Origin of the sequence: Bradyrhizobium betae, assembly GCF_004123905.1 — a bacterium.
Classification (GTDB): domain Bacteria; phylum Pseudomonadota; class Alphaproteobacteria; order Rhizobiales; family Xanthobacteraceae; genus Bradyrhizobium; species Bradyrhizobium betae_A.
Window position 1 is genome coordinate 26,115 of record NZ_MZXW01000053.1, and the last position, 19,447, is coordinate 45,561.

The window sequence follows — 19,447 nt, forward strand, 5'->3', positions numbered from 1 at the left end:
GTCACCGTTCAGCGAGCCGCTACTCGCAACTGGGGGGCCATGCTAGGTTCCGAAAAACGGCCCCCGGACGGAGAGATCGCGGGCGGCCGAAAGCAAGTCTGCCGGGAGGAAATGCGATGGAATTCGTGTGGAGCGTGGTCACGTTCATTGGCCAGGCCGTCGAGGCGATCTTTGGCTATGTCGAGCACCATCATTGGATCTTCGCGTTCCTGGCCGGCGGCTACGTCTTCTATCTCCACGACCGCTCCGTCCACGCGCGCTTCGATGCGCTCGACAAGCGCATCGACGAAATCCGCAAGCGCATGGCCATCGAATATTGATCGGGCGAAGCGAAACCGGCGACGGCCGGATCTCGTAGCTATCCACGTTGAGAACTGTCGTTCACGAGAGCGCGACCGCGGGGCTTTACTAGCGCTGCGGTTGTGGCATGATTGAGGAATATTTTAAATTGTTCGGCGCGGCGCTGCACTCATCGCATGCAGTAGCGTAGCGGCATACGATTGATACTTGCCGGGGGTAGTCCTTGCCCGGGGCCGAAACTTGGCTGAATCTTCTCGCGAAGGCATTTCTCTGATCGTTTGGGCGGCGCAGCATTCGCAATGAGCGGCGCAAAATGGATAGATCGTTCGTTATTGCGCAGATCTCCGACCTGCATCTGGACGGGTCAGGACGGCTGCTTGCGACGATCGAGGCGCTCAGTGCCGCGCTCCGGGAGAGGATGGCGGGCTTCGAAGATGTTCCCGATCGCATCCTGCTGATCACGGGTGACCTCGTCGACGACCCGACGCCGCGCGCGCTCGACGAGGCGCTCGCCGTCATCGCGTCCTTCCGGCAGAGCGGGCTATTCACCGACATCCAGGCGGTTGCCGGCAATCACGACGTCAAGCGGCCGAGCCAGCGCGGGGGCCGTCACGACGTCTATGATTATTTGCATCTGCCGCGGACCTCGAAGAGCGTCTATTACCGGCAGGCCGGCCTCGATCTGGTGTTGCTGGATTCCAACCGCGCGAGCCTGACGACGCTTGCGCGCGGCAATATCGACGAGACCACCTACCATGCGCTTGTCGTGGATTCCGCCAGGCTGAGCGTCGAGCTTGCGGGCAGCATGGGGTCTGCGGGGCGCGCCGATTATGCCGAGCCGACGGAAAATCTGGTGCGCGTGCTGGCACTGCACCATCATCCGCTGCCGCAGGCGACCGGAGAAGGAAAACGGTTTCTCGGCGTGCCCGACGAACCGCTGATGTATCTCGCCGCGCCCGCGACCTTCCTCGAAGCGGCGACCTCGCTCAACGTCAACCTGGTCCTGCACGGACACCGGCATGTCGAGGGACTGACGCGCTATTCGATTCCCGAACCGCGTGCGACGCGGAGCGATGGCGATGAGGCGTTCTGGCGCACGATCTACGTGCTGTCCTGTCCGTCTTCGACCGGGCAGGCTGGCGATGATGCAGGCTTCAACATCATCCATTTCGCTCCGATGTCCCATGCCGACAATTCCGAGTATGGGTTCGCGATCACGCGTTATTCGCGGCCGCGCAACGATAGCGGCTTCCGCGCGCTCGATTCGAACCTGCCGGATGGTGTGATCCGGCTGCCGGCAGGACGGGATTATTCCCGTGACCGGGCCGTCCAGTCGGCAATCGAGATCGCTTCAATGGCGACGTTGACGCGGGAGCAGGTTACGGCGCTGGTCCGCCGGCTCCTGACGCGCCGCGCCTTCTACGCAGACGGCGATACGGACTGGGCGAATGCGCTCCACACCTATCTCGTCACCTCGCATGCCCTGGCTGATCTCGACGGCAAGCTCGCCAGGTCCGGGCGCAAGCGTGACGTTGCGGCGCTCGCCGCGGTGGCAGGGCTGCTGCGCCGGTTGATCGCGCAATCCGCCGCCGTGCTCGGCATTGAACCGTCTCGGCTCGACGACCTCGTCGCGAAGCGTCAGGTCAATCGCGACGATCTCCGCCGCGAATGGCCCGGACTTCCCCATGCCGGCATCGATGTCGAGGCCCAGGCGCGACAGAGGCTGCTGTTGCTGCGGGACCTGAACGAGCAGGTGAAAGTGCTCGACCTCGATCTGGGCCTCGGCGGGGACGCGCCGCCGCAGACACCGTCGTGAGGGGCGGGGACGGCGTTAACCGGCCATTAGGGTTAACAGTCTATTGCTGGCGCGTTCGACTCGATCCATCCGCTCGAGAGTCAAAGCGTCATGCGTCAACGGTTCAGTCCTGCCCGGCTTCTCGCGTCTGCCTCGCTTGTCGCGCTGGTGGCCATGAGTCTCGGCGGCTGCGCGGCAATGTCAAAACTCTCCGACGTCACCGGCTCGATCGGGTCGCGCGCGGATGCTGCTCCCGCCGCCCCCACCGATCCCGCGCGCGCCGTCGAAGTCTATGGTGAGCGCTACCGCGCCAACCCCAAGGACGCCGAGGCCGCGGTCGGCTATGGCCAGGCCCTGCGCGCCAACGGTCAGCGCGCCCAGGCCGTCGCCGTGCTCGAGCAGGCCACCATCGCCAATCCCGGCAACAAGCCGCTGCTCGCCCAGTACGGCCGTGCGCTCGCTGATAACGGTAATTTCCAGCAGGCCTTCGACGTGTTGTCGAAGGCGCATTCGCCCGACAATCCGGATTGGCGCTTGCTCTCGGTGCAGGGCACCGCGCTCGACCAGATGGGTCGTCACGACGAAGCGCGTTCCTACTATACGAGCGCGCTAAAGATCGCGCCGGGTGATCCCGGCGTGCTCTCCAATATCGGCCTGTCCTATATGCTCTCGAGGGATCTGCCCAAGGCCGAAGAGGCACTGCGGCAGGCCTACGCATCGCCGCGTGCCAGCAGCCGGGTGCGGCAGAATCTCGGCCTCGTCGTTGGCCTCCAGGGCCGCTTCCCGGAAGCCGAGACCATCGTGAAGGCGGACCTGCCACCGGACCAGGCCGCGGCCAATGTCGCCTACCTGAAGGAAATGCTGAGCCGCAACGAGGCCCCCCGCGGCGCGCCGAAGCGGACGCCGGTCGCCTCGCTCAGCCAGCCCGACTGATCAAGGACTTGATTTTTTGACGTCGATCGCGGACCGCTTGCGGTCCGTCTCTCGCGTCACTGCAGATCGGAGATCTTGATGCCGGTCGGGCCGAGAATGACGACGAACAGCACCGGCAGGAAGAACAGGATCATCGGTACCGTCAGCTTCGGCGGCAGCGCGGCAGCCTTCTTCTCGGCCTCGTTCATGCGCATGTCGCGGTTTTCCTGCGCCATGACGCGCAGGGAATGCCCCAGCGGGGTGCCGTAACGCTCCGCCTGCTGAAGCGCGAGACACACCGATTTGACACCTTCGAGCCCGGTGCGCTTCGCCAGGTTTTCGTACGCGACCTTGCGGTCCTGCAAATAGGACAGCTCGGCCGTGGTCAGCGTGAATTCTTCCGACAGCGCGATGGACTGGCCCACGATTTCGACGGCGACCTTGCGGAACGCCATTTCGACCGACATGCCGGATTCGATGCAGATCAGCAGCAGGTCGAGCGCGTCGGGAAAGGCGCGCTTGATCGAGAGCTGGCGCTTGGAGATCGCGTTCCGGAGGAACAGCATCGGCGCTTGAAGGCCGAGATAGGCGGCACCGACGCAGATGCCGATCTTGATGGGCATCGGCTTTTCCATGTGCGCGATCAGGAACACGTAGATGACCGTTCCGACGAACAGCACGATCGGGGTCACCATGCGGGCGAACAGGAAGGTGATGTAGGGCGCCTGGCCACGGTAGCCCGCCATGATGAGCTTTTCCCGCGCGGCTTCCTGCGCGAGCCATTTCGTGAGGTTGAAGTCATCGACGACCTTGGAGACGATCTGCTTCGGCGTCTGGCGCAGCGAGACTTTCTCGTTCTTGTGGAGGCGTTCGCGCTCGCGCTGCCGGATGCGCTCACGCTCGCTGGCCACCGCCTTCATGCGCTTGGACAGGCCTTCGCCGGCGAACAGCGGCATCACCAGCGTATAGACGGTGGCGCTGGCGGCGATGGCCGCCAGCAGCATGGTCATGAAGCGGACGTCATGCAGTCTCGTGATGAGGAAATCAACCATGTTGCACCGTCAGAAATCGAAGTTGATCATCTTCTTCATCACCATAATGCCGACCGACATCCAGACGACGCAGCCGACCAGCATGAGCTGGCCGGTGGGATGGGTCCACAGAAGCGAGATGTAGTGCGGCGTCGTCAGATAGACGAGGAACATCACGATCGGCGGCAGCGAGCCGATGATGCCGGCCGAAGCCTTGGCTTCCATCGACATGGCCTGGATCTTTTCCTTCATCTTCTTGCGGTCACGCAGCACCTTGGAGAGGTTGCCCAGCGCTTCGGAAAGGTTGCCGCCCGACTTCTGCTGGATCGAGATGACGATGCCGAAGAAATTGGCTTCCGGCAGCGGCATGCGCTCGTAGAGGCGCGAGCAGGCCTCGCCGAGCGGCATGCCGATCGCCTGCGTCTCGATGATGGACAGGAACTCGCTGCGCAGCGGCTCGGGCGCGTCCGCAGCGACGACCTTGATCGATTCGAACAGCGGCAGGCCCGCCTTGATGCCCCGGACGATGATATCGACGGCATCGGGCAGCGCCGCCAGGAACTTGGTTTCGCGGCGCTTCTTCAGGAAGCCGAGTGCCCAGCGCGGCAGGCCGAAGCCGCCGGCAAAGGCAAGCCCCGCGGCGCCGAGCAGGCCACCACCGGCGAACATGGCGCCCGCAAACAGCGCGCCGCCCACGACGGCGGACACGATCCAGAATTTCTGCGTCGTCCAGTCGAGCCCTGCCTGCGACAGGCGGACGCTGAGCGGAACACTCTTCTCCTGCTGGCGCCGTGCCTCGAGATCCTTCAGCGAGGTCTCGACTTGCTCACGGCGCGATCGCTGGCTCTTCTCGGTCTGCTTGGCCGCGGGCGCATCGGCGCGCGCGATCGACGCGCGGCGGTTCTCTGCCTTCCGCTCCCCGGACAGCAGCGGATAAAGGAAGACCCAGGCGATCCCACCGACGGCGGCGGTGGCGAGGAAGGCGAGGGCGAGGACCTGCATGTTCATGGCTGCGCTGACCTGCTCACGTATTCGGTGCCACTTCCGCGGCGTCGAGCGCGGCGGCAAGGCGCTTCTCTTCGCCGTAATAGCGCGCACGCTCCCAGAATTTCGGACGGCCGATGCCGGTCGACCGGTGCTTGCCGATGATCTTGCCGTTCGCGTCCTCGCCGACCAGGTCGTAGAGGAAGATGTCCTGGGTGATGATGGTGTCGCCTTCCATGCCCATCACCTCGGTGATGTGGGTGATGCGGCGCGAACCGTCGCGCAGACGCGCGGCCTGGACGATGACGTCGATCGAGGCGCAGATCATCTCGCGGATGGTGCGCGAGGGCAGGGAGAAACCACCCATCGTGATCATGGATTCGCAGCGCGACAGCGCTTCGCGGGGATTGTTGGCGTGCAGCGTGCCCATCGAGCCGTCATGGCCGGTGTTCATGGCCTGGAGGAGATCGAAGGCCTCCGGGCCGCGGACTTCGCCGACGATGATGCGTTCGGGGCGCATACGCAGGCAGTTGCGCACCAGCTCACGCATGGTGACCTGGCCTTCGCCCTCGATGTTGGGCGGCCTGGTTTCGAGCCGCACCACGTGGGGCTGCTGGAGCTGGAGCTCGGCCGCGTCCTCGCAGGTGATGACGCGCTCGTCGTGCTCGATATAATTGGTCATGCAGTTGAGCAGCGTGGTCTTGCCCGAGCCGGTACCGCCGGAGATCAGCACGTTGCAGCGGACGCGGCCGATGATCTGGAGAATTTCGGCGCCTTCCGGCGAGATCGCGCCGAACTTGACGAGCTGATCCAGCGTCAGCTTGTCCTTCTTGAATTTGCGGATGGTGAGCGCAGGGCCGTCGATCGACAGCGGCGGTACGATGGCGTTGACGCGGGAGCCGTCGGCGAGGCGCGCGTCGCAGATCGGCGAGGATTCGTCGACGCGCCGGCCGACCTGGCTGACGATGCGCTGGCAGATGTTGAGCAGCTGCTGGTTGTCGCGGAAGCGGATGCCGGTCTTCTGGATCTTGCCGTTGACTTCGATGAAGACAGTGTTGGCGCCGTTGACCATGATGTCGGCGATGTCGTCACGCGACAGCAGCGGCTCCAGCGGACCGTAGCCGAGCACGTCGTTGCAGATGTCGTCGAGCAGCTCTTCCTGCTCTGCGATCGACATCACGATATTCTTGATCGCGATGATCTCGTTGACGATATCGCGGATTTCCTCGCGCGCGGACTCGGAGTCGAGCTTGGCGAGCTGGGCGAGGTCGATGGCCTCGATCAGCGCGCCGAAGATGGTCGCCTTGACCTCGTAATAATTGTCGGACCGGCGGGCCTCCATGGTCGGCGCAGGCTTTGCCGGAGCGAGCGGCGGCGAGGCGATGGCCGGCGGGGGCGGCGCGCGCGACACCGTCGGCGCCGGAGCCGTGGCAGGCTCTGGCGACCCGGCGCCGGGCTTGGGAGCCCGAGTATCGGTGTCTGTTCCGCTACGCTTACCGAACACTTAACAACTCCATGCGGCCTATTTTCGCCGCAACTTCTCAATCAGGGGTGAAAGCAAGGACGACTTTTGTTTCTTCGTCTCGCTGCGGCCGGTCAGGCGTTGGGCGATCTGGAGGAACATCTCGATCGACTTGTGGTTGGCGGATATCTCCGCGATCATCTGGCCGTTGTTGGCCGCCGACCCGAAGATCTGCGGCTCGAACGGGATCGAGACGACCGGCTGGCTCTCGATCGCCTTGGCGAACTCCGCGGCGGCGATTTCGGGCCTTTTCGGGACGCCGACCTGGTTCAGGCAGTAGAGCGGTGGCCGGTCGTTGGGCCGCGCGGCCTTCAGAAGGTCGAACAGGTTCTTGGTATTGCGCAAATTGGCGAGGTCGGGCGCCGCCACGATCAGGATGTCGTCGGCTCCGATCAGGGCGCGCTTGGTCCAGCCCGACCATTGATGCGGGATGTCGAGCACGATGCAGGGCATGGTGGAGCGCAGCGTGTCGAACACGGCGTCGAAGGCGTCGGAGCCGAAATCATAGACCCGGTCAAGCGTCGCCGGCGCCGCCAGCAGGCTGAGATGGTCGGTGCATTTCGACAGCAGACGGTCGATGAAGGCCGTATCGACGCGGTCTGGCGAGAACACGGCGTCTGCAATGCCCTGCGGCGGGTCCTGGTTATAGTCGAGGCCGGCCGTGCCGAAGGCAAGGTCGAGATCGGCGACGACCGCGTCCATCGCGAGGTCGCGCGCAATCGCCCAGGCGACATTGTGGGAGATGGTGGAGGCGCCGACGCCGCCCTTGGCGCCGACCACGGCGATGATGCGGCCGACTGCCTTGGCTTCCGGTGCCGAGAACAGGTTGCAGATCGAGCGCACGACTTCGATCGCGCCGACTGGCGCGAGCACGTAGTCGCTGACGCCGCGGCGCACCAGCTCGCGGTAGAGCGTGACGTCGTTGATGCGGCCGATCACGACCACGCGGGTGCCGGCGTCGCAGACAGTGGCGAGCTGGTCGAGTCCGCCCAGGAGGTCGTTGCGGCCGTCGCTCTCGATCACGATCACGTTCGGCGTGGGGGCTGAGCGGTAGGCTTCGATCGCGGCCGCCATGCCGCCCATCTGAATCTTCAAGTGAGCCTTGCCGAGGCGGCGGTCCTCGCCGGCCGACTGCACTGCGGCGGCGGTCTCCACGGTCTCGCAGAAGGCCTGGACCGAAACGCGCGGTGCGGGCGCAATATGCTCCTCGACCGGCGGGAGGGATGCGTCCGGCTGCTCTTCGTGTGTCTGGCGAGCGTAACTGATCATTTGCCGGTGTCGCTGAGTTTGGCCTTCTCGGCCTCAGGATAGGTAACCGAGGTCGGATTGCCCTTGCGGTATTTCTCGAAAGCGGCGGTGCGCCGTGTCGTGTAGGACGGCGTTTCGGAACGCGGCTGCTCGAGGTCCGACGGATTGTCGATCATGGCTGCCATGTTGCGCTGATAGGAGCAGCCGTAATTGTAATAGTCCTTGTTCTCGAACCAGCTCTTGTTCTTCATCGAGGGGCCGATGTCCTCCGGCCACAGGCCGCATGGACCGGCGACGGCGGCGATCCTGGAATATGTCAGCCGGATCGGCGGTAGGAAGCGCTTGTCTCCCGGCTGGTAGGTGCGAACGGTGACGCCGCGCGGCGGAACGCCCGCGGCCGCCAGCATCGACTGGATCTCACGCATCGTTTCCGCGACCGGGCGCGCGTTGGGCGTGCCGGACGGGGTATCGATATGGATGGCGCCGGTGCCTTCGTGCAGCCAGGTCGATGCCAGGCCCATCACGTCGGCGCGTTGGGCGGCGCTCAAGCCGCCGCGGGCATGGCCGACGAAGACGACGATCGAGCGGTTCTGTTCCTCGATCGCGATCGGATGACGCTGCTTGTAGTCGTCGGGAATGGAGGCGGTCGTCACCTCGTCGTGCTGGCAGCCGCCGAGCGCAAGCGCGATGCCGACGAGCGCGCCACCGAGGCCGATGGCGCGTTTGCGAAGCTGGGGTGGTCTTGTGGTCATCGTGAAGTCCCCGTTCCGCTTCAATCGGTGATGAAACCGTAGGTGCCGCGGTAGTTGCGTGCCGGCTCGGTTTTACCGGGCACGCCGTAGATGCGGTTGATGTTGCCGAGCAGCTCGGCCTGCGGATCGGCGGGCGCCGAGAAGCCGTCATCCGGCCGCGACAGGTCCTTCTGCGCCACTGCGCGAACGATATAGGGCGTCACGATCACGACCAGCTCGGTTGCGTTATTGACGAAGTCGCGGCTGCGGAACAGCGTGCCGAGGATCGGGAGCTGCATCAGTCCCGGCAATCCGCTCACCGCCTGCTTGGTCTGCTGCTGGATCAGGCCGGCCATCGCCATCGCGCCGCCGGAGGGTATCTCCAGCGAGGTCTCGGCGCGGCGGGTCCTGATCGAGGGCACCGTCAGCGAGTTCACCGACGTCGAGGTCACGGCCTGGGACAGCGTGATCGCATTTTCGTTCGACAGTTCCGAGACCTCGGTCATCACCCGCAGGCTGATCTTGCCCTCGCTCAGAACGACGGGGGTGAAATTGAGCGAAATGCCGAACTTCTTGAAGCTGATCTGGGTGGTACAGACATGCGTGGTCGGGTCGCACGCATAGCCCGCCGGGACCGGGAATTCGCCGCCGGCGATGAAGGTCGCGGACTCACCGGAGATCGCGGTCAGGTTCGGCTCGGCCAGCGTCCGGATCACGCCCGCGGTTTCCATCGCGCGCAGGGTGGCCTGCACCGACGGCGTCGCGCCGAACTTCGTAGTCAGATTGTTGCCGTCGACGAGGTTGCGACCGAGAGCCGTGAACGGGTTGGAGTTGGTGAAGCTCACCACCGAGGTGCCGTAGTTCAGGTTCGCGGTGAGGTCGATGCCGAGCTGCTTGACTATATTGCGCTGGACCTCGGCGACGGTCACCTTGAGCATGACCTGGTCGCGGCCGCGGACGACGATCGAATTCACCACCTTGCCGGCGTCGCCGGTGAGGCGCGCGGCGAGCTCGTTGGCCTGCTGCGCCTCCATCGGGTTCGCCGCAGTGCCGGTCAGGACGATGCCGTCGCCGAGTCCGTCGATCTGGATGTCGGAATTGGGCAGGACTTGCTTCAGGGCGGCCCGCACGCCGTTGAGGTCGCGCTTGACCGCGATATCATAGGCCGCGATCTGCTGGCCGGCGGAATCGAAGAACACGATGTTGGTCTGGCCGACCGAGGCGCCGATGATGTAGGCGCGCTGCGCCGAGCGCACCACCGCGTTCGCGATCTTGGGATCTGCGACCAGCACGTCCTTGATGTCGCGCGGCAGGTCGATGACGATCGACTTGCCGACACCGAGCGAGAGGAAACGCGCGTTCATCTGGCCGTCGGCGGCAACCTGCGTCCCCGGACGGTAATCGGCGGCGACCACGGGGGTCAGCGCCGGGTTGAGCACCAGCGCGAGGGCGGCCGAGAACGACAGGGCGCGGACCACGGAGGTTCGCATCGTCGCCAGATCTGCCCTGCATTTCATATCGACAGTCCTCATCGTGCCTTTGCCGTCGAGCTTGGGATACCGTAGCGAATGATCGAAACGCCATCGCGCTTCTGTGCGGAATCGTCGAGCGTGATCTCGCTCATCTTGACGTCGACGATGCTGCGTAGCGCCAGCGACAGCGTTCCGGCCTGGCGGCCCGAAGTGAGCACCTGGGTCTGCGACGGATTGAGCTCGAGAGTCACGGTCTTGCCGACCACTGCGTTCTGGCCCTCCTTCTCCTTCGGAGCCTGGTCGATGGCGAGCACGCGAACATTGGTCAGGATGATCTCGGAGGTGACGACGTCAGGCGCGCCGCTGCTCTGGTCGGGGTTCTTGAGGCGGCGGGTCAGAAGGACGTCGACGCGATCGTTGGGCAGGATGAAGCCGCCGGCGCCCGTCTCCGGCGAGATCTCGGTCGAGATCGCGCGCATGCCGGTGGGCAGGATGGCCGCCATGAAGCCGGAGCCCTCGGGCTTGACCAGCTTCTGGTCGCGGATCGGCTCACCCTGGATGAAGGGAGCGCGCGCGATCGAGCCGGTCACCTGAGTTGCGCCCTCGGGACGCTCGTTGCGGCGGATGAAGGTGGCGCTGGCGGTTGCGGCCGGCCAGGTCTGCCATTGCACGTCTTCCGGCTTGACGGTCTGGCCGAGGCCGATGTCGTTCTTGGCCACCAGCACGTCGACGGTGGGAAGCTGCGCGACCGGAGCCGGCGGCGGCGCAGAATTGTCCGAGCCGCTCGCCAGATACGCGGCGACACCGCCGGCGCAGATGGCGACCGTCAGGACGACTATGCGGGCCCTATTCATACGCTTCACTTTCCACAAAACGCCGCGACGCTGCCGCCGCCGTAATCGGCAGTTGACCAGCTATTCGTCAAAGCATGGTTAATGAGGCGTATCTAAATCGGCTTAACGCCGGGTTACCCGGTGTGTTCAGCGCAGTGCGAGGTGTGCGAGGTCGATCGCCTTCACCCATCCGGTCTCCGGGTAGACCATCAGCGCGCCAAGCGTGAGCGCGATCCCGTAGGGGATGCCGCTCTCCTTGTCGTGCAGTCGTGCCAGCCAGGCCTGGCCCGCCAGCCCGTAAGGCAATGGCCATTGCCGGAACTGGAGCAGAAGAAGCGTCAGCGCTCCGCCGAACAGCGAAGCGTAGAGCAGGAAGTCCATCAACTGGGCGAAGCCGAACCAGAGCGCGACAGAAGCTGCGACCTTGGCGTCGCCGCCGCCCATCCAGCCCATCGCGAAGCAGCCGAAGGCCACGACCAGGAGCAGCGCGCCGGCGCCGACATGGCTCAGCATCTCGTAAGGTGCCATGCCACCGGCGAAGGCGAGCACGAAGAAGCCCGCGACCAGCGCCAGCGAGACTCGGTTCGAGATCGTCATCGTGAAGAGATCGCTCGCGGCGGCGAACGCCATCAGGGCGGGAAACAGCAGAAGGCGCGCGAGGTCGAGGATCATGGGCTGCGTCTTGAGCTTGGTATTAATCTTGGGCTCGCCGCGGGATCCGGCGTCGGGCGATGCTAGCCGGCAGAGCTAAACAAACCGACAACGGCGGCAGCGGCCGCAAGAAGCGGAACCCGTGAGCGTGCTCACCAGAGGCTGGCAATGCGCGCGGCGAGTGCGACCGTCGCAAGCAGCAGGGCAACGCAGACCCAGTACGCCGGCGAGCCGGTCTGCACCGTCTCCGCCTTGCTCGCCGCAACCGCGGCATCGGGTCTGTGCTCGCGCAACGCCACTGGAACTCGCCGTGCTCAAAAAAACAAAGGCCCCGGAGGTCCGGGGCTTTTGCCATCGCTGGTCGGTCGCTTACTTCAGCGAGGTGCTGATCGAACCGAACTTGGTGTTCAGCGTGCTGCCGAGGTTGTTGACGACGGTGATGATGGCCAACGCGATGCCGGCGGCGATCAGACCGTATTCGATAGCGGTGGCGCCGGATTCATCCTTGGCGAAGCGCGCAATCAGGTTCTTCATGAACATAACTCCATCTGGGTTGGATCGCCTCGTTCGGCGCTGTCTTTGACGCTGTGACCATGAGAGCCGAGCTCTTTCGGTAGAGTTAATTCGACCGTGCAAAGCCCAATCCTGCTCGATGCTTGTGCCCAAAGTGAATTTCACCTTAAGGCGCCCGTCGCAATTCGCTCCGGTTCCGGATCCGCCGCAAGCGTCCCACAGGCTTCACCCTCCCTTAAATTTCACGGAGTAGGCCTAAGGCGGACCAGCTATTTCGGAAGAGAGGCGACGATGTCGAGCCTGCCCATGCAAGTCGCGCTGATGCTCGGCGAGACCATCGCGAAGGTGGTCCCCGTCACCTTCGTGCTCGCGCTGATCTTCACGGTCCTCGAGTACTTCTGGGCCTGCAATCCCGGTGTGCCGTGGTGGCGCAAGCGGGAGATCATCACCGACATCTGCTACTGGTTCTTCGTTCCGGTGTTCGCGCGCACCATGCGGATCGGGCTCCTGATCGTTGGTGCGAGCCTTTTGTTCAACATCCATGACGCCGACGATCTCATCGCCTTCTACGACAACGGCCACGGCCCGCTGGCGCAATTGCCGCTCTGGATGCAGGCCGTGCTGTTCCTGGTCCTGTCCGATTTCATGCTGTACTGGCTGCACCGGCTTTTCCATGGCGGTGAGTTCTGGAAGTATCATGCGATCCATCACTCCTCGGAGGAGATCAGCTGGATCTCGGCGGCCCGCTTCCATCCCGTCAACCTCGTGCTCGGCACGATCGGGGTCGACGTCGTGCTGCTGATGGCCGGCATCTCCCCGAACGTCATGGTCTGGGTCGCTCCGTTCACGACCTTCCATTCGGCCTTCGTGCACGCCAATTTGAACTGGACCTTCGGGCCGTTCAGATACGTGCTGGCGACGCCGGTGTTCCACCGCTGGCACCACACCCCGCTCGAAGACGGCGGCGACACCAATTTCGCTGGCACGTTCCCGATCTGGGACGTGCTGTTCGGCACCTTCCGCATGCCGGAGGGGCAGCTGCCGCAGGATTACGGCAAGGACGAAGCGACCATGCCGAAGGAGATCGCGGGCCAGCTCGCCTATCCGTTCCGCCGCTAGAGCGGGGTGTACGAAAACATCAGTCCGTTCAAACAATAGTCGGCGAATTTGCGGAACGTTCACGAATTGAGGGCAGGTTAGCGGGGTCGGGCACCGGCTCCGCTGTATCCAGTCGCTTCTGCCGGTTTGTGACGTCCCGGGGGTAAGAGTATGCGTAAAGAACTGCTGCGCCGTCATGCGCGCGTCTGTCTTCTGGTTGCGGCCGCGGTGCTGGCATCGCCGGCTGCCGGCCTTGCCGAGCCCACCGCCGAGACCATCGCCGTCAATGTCGACCAGGCCAAGCTGGTCCGGCTGCCGGGCAAGGTGGCGACCATCGTGGTCGGCAATCCCCTGATCGCCGACGTCACGCTCCAGCCCGGCGGCATGATCGTCGTGACGGGCAAGGGCTACGGCGCCACCAATTTCATTGCGCTCGACCGGGGCGGCGAGATCCTGGTGGATCGCCAGATCCAGGTCGAAGGTCCGAGCGACCGGCTCGTCACCGTCTATCGCGGGATCGAGCGAGAGTCCTACAGCTGCGTGCCGCAGTGCCAGCGCCGCGTGACGCTGGGCGACAGCGACAACTACTTCAACAACACCATGAACCAGGCCGGTTCGCTGAGCAGCAGTGCCAGCGGCGGCGCCGGCGCGGGCGCCAAAACCAACTAGCAAAACCGATCGGTGGCTTTGCCCGGGCTGGATCCCATGATCCGGTCCGGACACGCGCGCGATGAGGAGCCCGCTTCAGGTTCGCCCTTTTCCATCTCCTTCGGATCGTTCGTAGTTAACGCATCCTTGACGGTGCGGTCCGCCGGGTGCGTTTCGCCTGAAACACTTAAACAATCAGTTTCCGCTATTGAACGAAGCAGATGATTGCCGCCGGGGAATTTGACGCGATGCCATCGCCTGCACCTAGGAGATTCACGTTTCTCGCCGCGCTGCGCCGGTTTCGTGGCAGCCGCCGTGGCTCTGCCGCCGTCGAGTTCGCGCTGGTCGCGCCGATCTTCTTCGCGCTGCTGTTCGCCATCATCGAGACGGCGCTCATGTTCTTCGCAGGCCAGGTGCTCGAGACCATCACGCAGAATTCGGCGCGCGTGGTGCTGACCGGGCAGGCGCAATCCGGCTCGGTGACGGCCTGCGCGGTCTCCGGCGTGAGCTCGCCCTGCACGCAAACGACGTTCAAGACCTATGTCTGTAGCCAGATCCCGGCGCTGTTCGACTGCAACAGCCTCTATGTCGACGTCTCGAGCTTCTCGTCCTTCTCGGCGGTGACGCTGCCGAGCCACATCAACGGCTCAGGAAATTTCGACACGTCCATGGGCTATAGCCCGGGCAGTTCGGGCGACATCGTGGTGGTGCGGCTGTTCTATCAGTGGCCGCTCTTCGTCACCGGGCTCGGCTACAACATTTCCAATCTCTCCGGTAGCAAGCGGCTGCTGGTGGCCACGGCCGCGTTCAAAAACGAGCCTTACGGACCCTAGCGATGCAGGCGATTACGAAATTCTGGCGGACGACGCGTCTCACGGCGTACGAATTCCTTGCCGACGGCAGAGGTCTGGCGGCGACCGAATTCGCGGTGATCGTGCCGCTGATGCTGGTGATGTTCTTCGGCACGGTGGAATTCTCGTCGGCCGTGGCGATCGATCGCAAGGTCACGCTGATGGCGCGGACGCTGTCGGACCTCACCTCGCAGTCGACCTCTGTCGGCGATACCGACATGACCAATTTCTTCGCCGCTTCGACCGGCATCATGACGCCCTATGACAGCTCGCCGGTGACGGCGACGATCAGCGAGCTCTATGTCGATCCCTCGACCCTGCAGGCGCATGTGCAGTGGAGCAAGGGATCGGTGCCGCGGACGCAGAAATCCGCGGTCACGATTCCCTCGACGCTCGCGGTCGGCGGCACCTATCTGATCTTCAGCGAGGTCAACTACACCTACACGCCGTCGGTCGGCTATGTGCTCAAGAGCTCGATCACCCTGAGCGACGTCTCCTATACCCGCCCGCGCCAATCCACCTGCGTCTATTACAGCCCTGCCACGGCTTGCACGACTTACTGAGCGCCGCCGTTTTTTCGTGCATGAAAAAAGGCCGTGCGTACCGCACGGCCTTTTCTGTTTCTTGGTTCGTCCGGGCCAACGCCCGGCGAGCTTCAGCCGGCGGAACGCAGATTGTCCGCGGCCGACTTGCCAGAGCGGCGGTCGGCGACGATCTCGTAGGAGACCTTCTGGCCTTCGCGCAGCGTGCCGAGGCCCGCACGCTCGACGGCGCTGATGTGAACGAACACGTCCTGGCCGCCATCGTCGGGCTGGATGAAGCCGAAGCCCTTGGTCGCGTTAAACCACTTCACGGTTCCCATGCTCATGGGGGTAGTCCCTTCTCAAATACACAATGTCAGAGCCCGCTCGCGCAGGCAGGTTAGATCGAATTTTTGGAAGGGTCGTCAGCGTGTCTGAACCGGCTGTACCGGTGGATGCTAATGTCGTCCGGCCGAAAATCGATGGGCTTATTTTATTGGAAACGGGGTCTCGAAACAATCCTGAGGTGCACGATTTTTTGATCCGCCGTGGTGTCCACGGCGGATCAGCATACAGGTCAGAATTTTAGTTCCACAACTGAGGCGCTGGAAGTGGATCAGCGGCGGCGGAACTGGCCACCGCGCTGTCCAGGACGGGGAGGTCCGCCCACCCCGCTGAGACGTTCGTCCTTGTGGCGGAAAATCAGCCGGCCCTTCTCGAGGTCGTAGGGCGACATCTCCACCGTCACGCGGTCGCCCGCCAGCGTCTTGATGCGGTTCTTCTTCATCTTGCCGGCGGTGTAGGCGACGATCTCGTGTCCGGCGTCGAGTTGCACGCGGTAGCGTGCGTCGGGGAGGATTTCGGTGACCAGTCCTTCGAACTGGATCAGCTCTTCCTTAGCCATGAATTTCTCCAGGTCGTGGACGGCTAGTGCGATTGGGGTTTGCGGGTCGGTTGGCCGTTCGGCCGACTCTCGCGGCGCAAAAAGGCAACGCCTTGTATCCCATCAGGCTTGCCTGCGCTATGCGCAGGACGCTGTTCTGACCGATCGTTTGGCGAAGAATGCGGCTTACCGCCGGGCCGGCGGCGGCCAGAACCCTTCGGGCCATTGCCGGGCCTTGCATCAGGCCTTCCTTCAGCATGCCGTCCTTCGCCGTGGCGTCCGTCGCCCTGCTTGCCAGCGCTATGGTGGCGTCCGTCGGCATGCCTTTCGTCCCCTCGTCGTCCGTCACCGCCGTGCCGTGCGCCCTGCGGACGCTGGCCCGGGCGGCCGCCTCGACCCTGTCTTTGCTGCGGCGCGGGAGGACCCGCATCGCGGCGGCCGGCGTCGGTGCGGAGATCCTCGCGCGGCAGCGTCACCTTGATCAGCCGCTCGATGTCGCGGAGATAGCTGAGCTCCTCGCCGCCTGCGACCAGCGAGATCGCAGTGCCCTCGGCGCCGGCGCGCGCGGTGCGGCCGATGCGGTGCACATAGGTCTCGGGCACGTTGGGCAGGTCGAAATTGATGACGTGGGTGATGCCGTCGACATCGATGCCACGGGCGGCGATGTCGGTGGCGACCAGCGTGCGGATCTCGCCAGTGCGGAACTGCGCCAGCGTGCGCTCGCGATGGTTCTGCGACTTGTTGCCATGGATGGCGCTGGCGGGAATGCCGGCCTTCTCAAGCGTCTTCACGACCTTGTCGGCGCCGTGCTTGGTGCGGGTGAAAACCAAGGCGCGGTTGACCGGCTCTTGTTTCAACAGCTTGGCAAGGAACGTCGGTTTGGCCGAGAAATCGACCTGGATAATGCGCTGCTGGATGCGCTCCACGGTCGAGGAGACCGGAGTCACGGCGACGCGGGCGGGATCACGCAGCATGGCGTCGGCGAGCTCGGCGATGTCCTTCGGCATAGTGGCCGAGAAGAACAGCGTCTGCCGCTTGATCGGCAGCTTGGCGACGATTTTGCGGATGTCGTTGATGAAGCCCATGTCGAGCATGCGGTCGGCCTCGTCGAGCACGAGGAATTCGACGCTGCCAAGCTTCAGCCCGTTGCTCTGCACGAGGTCGAGCAAGCGGCCAGGGGTGGCGACCAGCACGTCCACGCCCTGCATCAGCGCGCGGACCTGGCGACCCATCGGCACGCCGCCGATGGCAAGCGTCGAGGACAGGCGGATGTGGCGGCCATAGGCGTTGAAGCTGTCGAGGATCTGCCCCGAAAGCTCGCGGGTGGGCGAGAGCACCAGGACGCGGCAGGTCTTGGGCTGCGGCTTGATGCGGTTCTCGAGCAGGCGGTGCAGGATCGGCAGCGCGAAGGAGGCGGTCTTGCCGGTGCCGGTCTGGGCGATGCCGACGACGTCGCGGCCGGTCAGCGCGGTCGGGATGGTCTGGGCCTGGATCGGGGTGGGAGTGACGTAATTCTCTTCGGTGAGAGCGCGTGCGATCGGTTCGGCGAGGCCGAAGTCCTGAAACGAAGTCAAAAGATGGGTTCTTTCCATGTCAAATGCGGTCGCCCGGCGCATTCAGCGCGGCGCACGCAGAAGGGTGTCGTGAGGACACCTGCGTGTTTGGGGTGTCGGATGGCTTGATGGGGTGGGGCAAGCCAGAGGCCCGTAAGGGCTTAAGAACACGCGGCTCGCTACGACCCCTTGATTCGCAAGAGGTCTCAGACACTCATATGGAACATTCAGGGGGCGCTTTCAAGGCAACGCAGCTTCAAATGGCGGTTGCAGTGCAAAAATAATTATGCCGGAATTTTAGACAGAGGCAGTGTTTTGCCCAAAAAATGAACTGATTGCCGCATTAGCATACATTTTATTCGCCCAAGTTTTGAGCAATTAGACTACGGCAAAACTGGGATTACAGGAGGATTGGCTAATCTAACCAATAGGTTGGCATGTGCTCAGCCCATGGCACGGTTCTTGCGATTCCGTTAATCGCAGGCGGCCGTGGGGCCGTTTCGCAGCGTCTTTTTCACGTCTGCGTCAGGGAGATGATACACTCATGCTTAACAAATCCGTTCACGATATAGCGGCGTCATTTAGCCGCCGCGGCGTGCTCGCCGCGACCGCCGGACTGATGCTCGGTCTGGCTTCCATTTCTGGCGCGAAGGCCGCGGACGACACCATCAAGGTCGGCGTGCTTCACTCTCTCTCCGGCACCATGGCCATCAGCGAAACCACGCTGAAGGACACCATCCTCTTCCTGATCGACGAGCAGAACAAGAAGGGCGGCGTGCTCGGCAAGAAGCTCGAGGCCGTCGTGGTCGATCCCGCTTCGAACTGGCCGCTGTTCGCCGAAAAGGCCCGCGAGCTGATCACCAAGAACAAGGTCTCGGTCGTGTTCGGCTGCTGGACCTCGGTGTCGCGCAAGTCGGTGCTCCCGGTGTTCAAGGAGCTGAACAACATCCTGTTCTACCCCGTGCAGTACGAGGGCGAAGAGTCCGAGCGCAACGTGTTCTACACGGGTGCTGCGCCGAACCAGCAGGCGATCCCCGCTGTCGACTATCTGATGAAGGACGAGAAGGTGAAGCGCTGGGTGCTCGCGGGCACCGACTACGTCTATCCGCGTACCACCAACAAGATCCTGGAAGCCTATCTGAAGTCGAAGGGTGTCGCCCAGGAAGACATCATGATCAACTACACGCCGTTCGGTCACTCCGACTGGCAGACGATCGTGGCCGACATCAAGAAGTTCGGCTCGGCCGGCAAGAAGACGGCGGTGGTCTCGACCATCAACGGCGACGCCAACGTTCCCTTCTACAAGGAACTCGGCAATCAGGGCATCAAGGCCAAGGACATCCCGGTGGTCGCGTTCTCGGTGGGTGAAGAAGAGCTCGCCGGCATCGACACCAAGCCGCTGCTCGGCCATCTCGCTGCCTGGAACTACTTCGAGTCGATCAAGTCGCCCGAGAACGAGAAGTTCATCAAGGCCTGGCAGACCTACACCAAGAATCCGAAGCGCGTGACCAATGATCCGATGGAAGCTCACGTCATCGGTTTCGACATGTGGGTCAAGGCGGTCGAGAAGGTGAAGTCGACCGATCCGGACAAGGTCATCGACGCTCTCCCGGGCATCGAAGCCAAGAACCTGACCGGCGGCACCTCCAAGATGCTCCCGAACCATCACATCACCAAGCCGGTGTTCATTGGCGAAATCAAAGCCAACGGCCAGTTCGACGTGGTGTGGAAGACCCCGGGTCTTGTCGCGGGCGACGCCTGGTCGAAGGAGCTCGACGGCTCCAAGGACCTGGTCGGCGACTGGGTCGGCAAGAAGTGCGGCAACTTCAACACCAAGACCAACAAGTGCCTCGGCTCCGGCTCCTGATCCGGACCTGACGCTTGACTGCACGACGGGAGAA

At 63.7% G+C, this 19,447-nt stretch carries 21 protein-coding genes; 8 read left to right on the top strand and 13 right to left on the bottom strand.

Going from position 1 to position 19,447, the window contains the following annotated elements:
- The first annotated feature begins 116 nt into the window (after nucleotides 1-116).
- The 3 genes from B5V03_RS35215 (at nucleotide 117) to B5V03_RS35225 (ending at nucleotide 3,028) form a co-directional block, all read left to right on the top strand.
- Nucleotides 117-320 carry a hypothetical protein gene (locus tag B5V03_RS35215; protein ID WP_092032077.1) on the top strand — a complete coding sequence of 68 codons (204 nt, stop codon included), beginning with the start codon at nucleotides 117-119 and terminating at the stop codon, nucleotides 318-320.
- A 293-nt stretch (nucleotides 321-613) separates the two neighbouring features.
- Entirely contained in the window at nucleotides 614-2,116 is a 1,503-nt protein-coding gene (locus B5V03_RS35220; protein ID WP_129274985.1) for a metallophosphoesterase family protein, read from the top strand.
- A 90-nt stretch (nucleotides 2,117-2,206) separates the two neighbouring features.
- A complete protein-coding gene (locus B5V03_RS35225; protein WP_129274986.1) occupies nucleotides 2,207-3,028 on the top strand; it encodes a tetratricopeptide repeat protein in 822 nt (273 codons plus the stop codon).
- Nucleotides 3,029-3,084: 56 nt separating this feature from the next.
- On the opposite strand, the gene B5V03_RS35230 is transcribed toward B5V03_RS35225, so the two are convergent.
- The 10 genes from B5V03_RS35230 to B5V03_RS35270 all read right to left on the bottom strand — a co-directional run bounded on the left by B5V03_RS35230 (nucleotide 3,085) and on the right by B5V03_RS35270 (nucleotide 12,013).
- Entirely contained in the window at nucleotides 3,085-4,059 is a 975-nt protein-coding gene (locus B5V03_RS35230; protein WP_129274987.1) for a type II secretion system F family protein, read from the bottom strand.
- A 9-nt stretch (nucleotides 4,060-4,068) separates the two neighbouring features.
- Nucleotides 4,069-5,046 carry a type II secretion system F family protein gene (locus B5V03_RS35235; RefSeq protein WP_129274988.1) on the bottom strand — a complete coding sequence of 326 codons (978 nt, stop codon included), beginning with the start codon at nucleotides 5,044-5,046 and terminating at the stop codon, nucleotides 4,069-4,071.
- A 16-nt stretch (nucleotides 5,047-5,062) separates the two neighbouring features.
- The gene (locus B5V03_RS35240) at nucleotides 5,063-6,526 is read right to left on the bottom strand and encodes a CpaF family protein (RefSeq protein ID WP_129274989.1); all 1,464 of its coding nucleotides are present in this window, start codon (nucleotides 6,524-6,526) and stop codon (nucleotides 5,063-5,065) included.
- A gap of 18 nt (nucleotides 6,527-6,544) precedes the next feature.
- Complete coding sequence (locus tag B5V03_RS35245; RefSeq protein WP_129274990.1) at nucleotides 6,545-7,813, bottom strand: AAA family ATPase; 1,269 nt, start codon at nucleotides 7,811-7,813, stop codon at nucleotides 6,545-6,547.
- Nucleotides 7,810-8,544, bottom strand: a complete 735-nt coding sequence (locus B5V03_RS35250) for a CpaD family pilus assembly protein (protein WP_129274991.1) — start codon at nucleotides 8,542-8,544, stop codon at nucleotides 7,810-7,812. The genes B5V03_RS35245 and B5V03_RS35250 overlap by 4 nt, the downstream gene beginning before the upstream one ends.
- Nucleotides 8,545-8,564: 20 nt before the next feature.
- Complete coding sequence (locus B5V03_RS35255) at nucleotides 8,565-10,040, bottom strand: type II and III secretion system protein family protein (protein ID WP_164988498.1); 1,476 nt, start codon at nucleotides 10,038-10,040, stop codon at nucleotides 8,565-8,567.
- A gap of 11 nt (nucleotides 10,041-10,051) precedes the next feature.
- Complete coding sequence (gene cpaB, locus B5V03_RS35260) at nucleotides 10,052-10,849, bottom strand: Flp pilus assembly protein CpaB (RefSeq protein WP_164988499.1); 798 nt, start codon at nucleotides 10,847-10,849, stop codon at nucleotides 10,052-10,054.
- A gap of 126 nt (nucleotides 10,850-10,975) precedes the next feature.
- Nucleotides 10,976-11,500, bottom strand: a complete 525-nt coding sequence (locus B5V03_RS35265) for an A24 family peptidase (protein ID WP_129274994.1) — start codon at nucleotides 11,498-11,500, stop codon at nucleotides 10,976-10,978.
- A 131-nt stretch (nucleotides 11,501-11,631) separates the two neighbouring features.
- On the bottom strand, nucleotides 11,632-11,772 hold the full coding sequence (locus B5V03_RS41850) for a hypothetical protein (protein ID WP_164988495.1): 141 nt from the start codon (nucleotides 11,770-11,772) through the stop codon (nucleotides 11,632-11,634).
- A 76-nt stretch (nucleotides 11,773-11,848) separates the two neighbouring features.
- On the bottom strand, nucleotides 11,849-12,013 hold the full coding sequence (locus B5V03_RS35270) for a Flp family type IVb pilin (RefSeq protein ID WP_129274995.1): 165 nt from the start codon (nucleotides 12,011-12,013) through the stop codon (nucleotides 11,849-11,851).
- A 270-nt stretch (nucleotides 12,014-12,283) separates the two neighbouring features.
- Here B5V03_RS35270 and B5V03_RS35275 point away from each other — a divergent pair, with 270 nt between their 5' ends.
- The 4 genes from B5V03_RS35275 (at nucleotide 12,284) to B5V03_RS35290 (ending at nucleotide 15,152) form a co-directional block, all read left to right on the top strand.
- Complete coding sequence (locus tag B5V03_RS35275; RefSeq protein ID WP_129274996.1) at nucleotides 12,284-13,111, top strand: sterol desaturase family protein; 828 nt, start codon at nucleotides 12,284-12,286, stop codon at nucleotides 13,109-13,111.
- A 150-nt stretch (nucleotides 13,112-13,261) separates the two neighbouring features.
- Complete coding sequence (locus B5V03_RS35280) at nucleotides 13,262-13,759, top strand: pilus assembly protein N-terminal domain-containing protein (RefSeq protein WP_129274997.1); 498 nt, start codon at nucleotides 13,262-13,264, stop codon at nucleotides 13,757-13,759.
- Nucleotides 13,760-13,986: 227 nt separating this feature from the next.
- The gene (locus B5V03_RS35285) at nucleotides 13,987-14,571 is read left to right on the top strand and encodes a TadE/TadG family type IV pilus assembly protein (protein WP_129274998.1); all 585 of its coding nucleotides are present in this window, start codon (nucleotides 13,987-13,989) and stop codon (nucleotides 14,569-14,571) included.
- A 2-nt stretch (nucleotides 14,572-14,573) separates the two neighbouring features.
- Complete coding sequence (locus tag B5V03_RS35290) at nucleotides 14,574-15,152, top strand: TadE/TadG family type IV pilus assembly protein (protein WP_129274999.1); 579 nt, start codon at nucleotides 14,574-14,576, stop codon at nucleotides 15,150-15,152.
- A 92-nt stretch (nucleotides 15,153-15,244) separates the two neighbouring features.
- On the opposite strand, the gene B5V03_RS35295 is transcribed toward B5V03_RS35290, so the two are convergent.
- From B5V03_RS35295 to B5V03_RS35305, 3 genes are all read right to left on the bottom strand, one after another.
- The gene (locus B5V03_RS35295; RefSeq protein ID WP_028170322.1) at nucleotides 15,245-15,457 is read right to left on the bottom strand and encodes a cold-shock protein; all 213 of its coding nucleotides are present in this window, start codon (nucleotides 15,455-15,457) and stop codon (nucleotides 15,245-15,247) included.
- A 269-nt stretch (nucleotides 15,458-15,726) separates the two neighbouring features.
- Nucleotides 15,727-16,014 (bottom strand): translation initiation factor IF-1, encoded by a 288-nt coding sequence (gene infA, locus B5V03_RS35300; protein WP_129275000.1) that lies wholly within the window; start codon nucleotides 16,012-16,014, stop codon nucleotides 15,727-15,729.
- A 23-nt stretch (nucleotides 16,015-16,037) separates the two neighbouring features.
- Nucleotides 16,038-17,609 carry a DEAD/DEAH box helicase gene (locus B5V03_RS35305; RefSeq protein ID WP_129275001.1) on the bottom strand — a complete coding sequence of 524 codons (1,572 nt, stop codon included), beginning with the start codon at nucleotides 17,607-17,609 and terminating at the stop codon, nucleotides 16,038-16,040.
- A gap of 481 nt (nucleotides 17,610-18,090) precedes the next feature.
- Between B5V03_RS35305 and urtA the strand changes: the two genes are divergently transcribed.
- Complete coding sequence (urtA, locus tag B5V03_RS35310) at nucleotides 18,091-19,413, top strand: urea ABC transporter substrate-binding protein (protein ID WP_164988500.1); 1,323 nt, start codon at nucleotides 18,091-18,093, stop codon at nucleotides 19,411-19,413.
- Nucleotides 19,414-19,447: the final 34 nt, after the last annotated feature.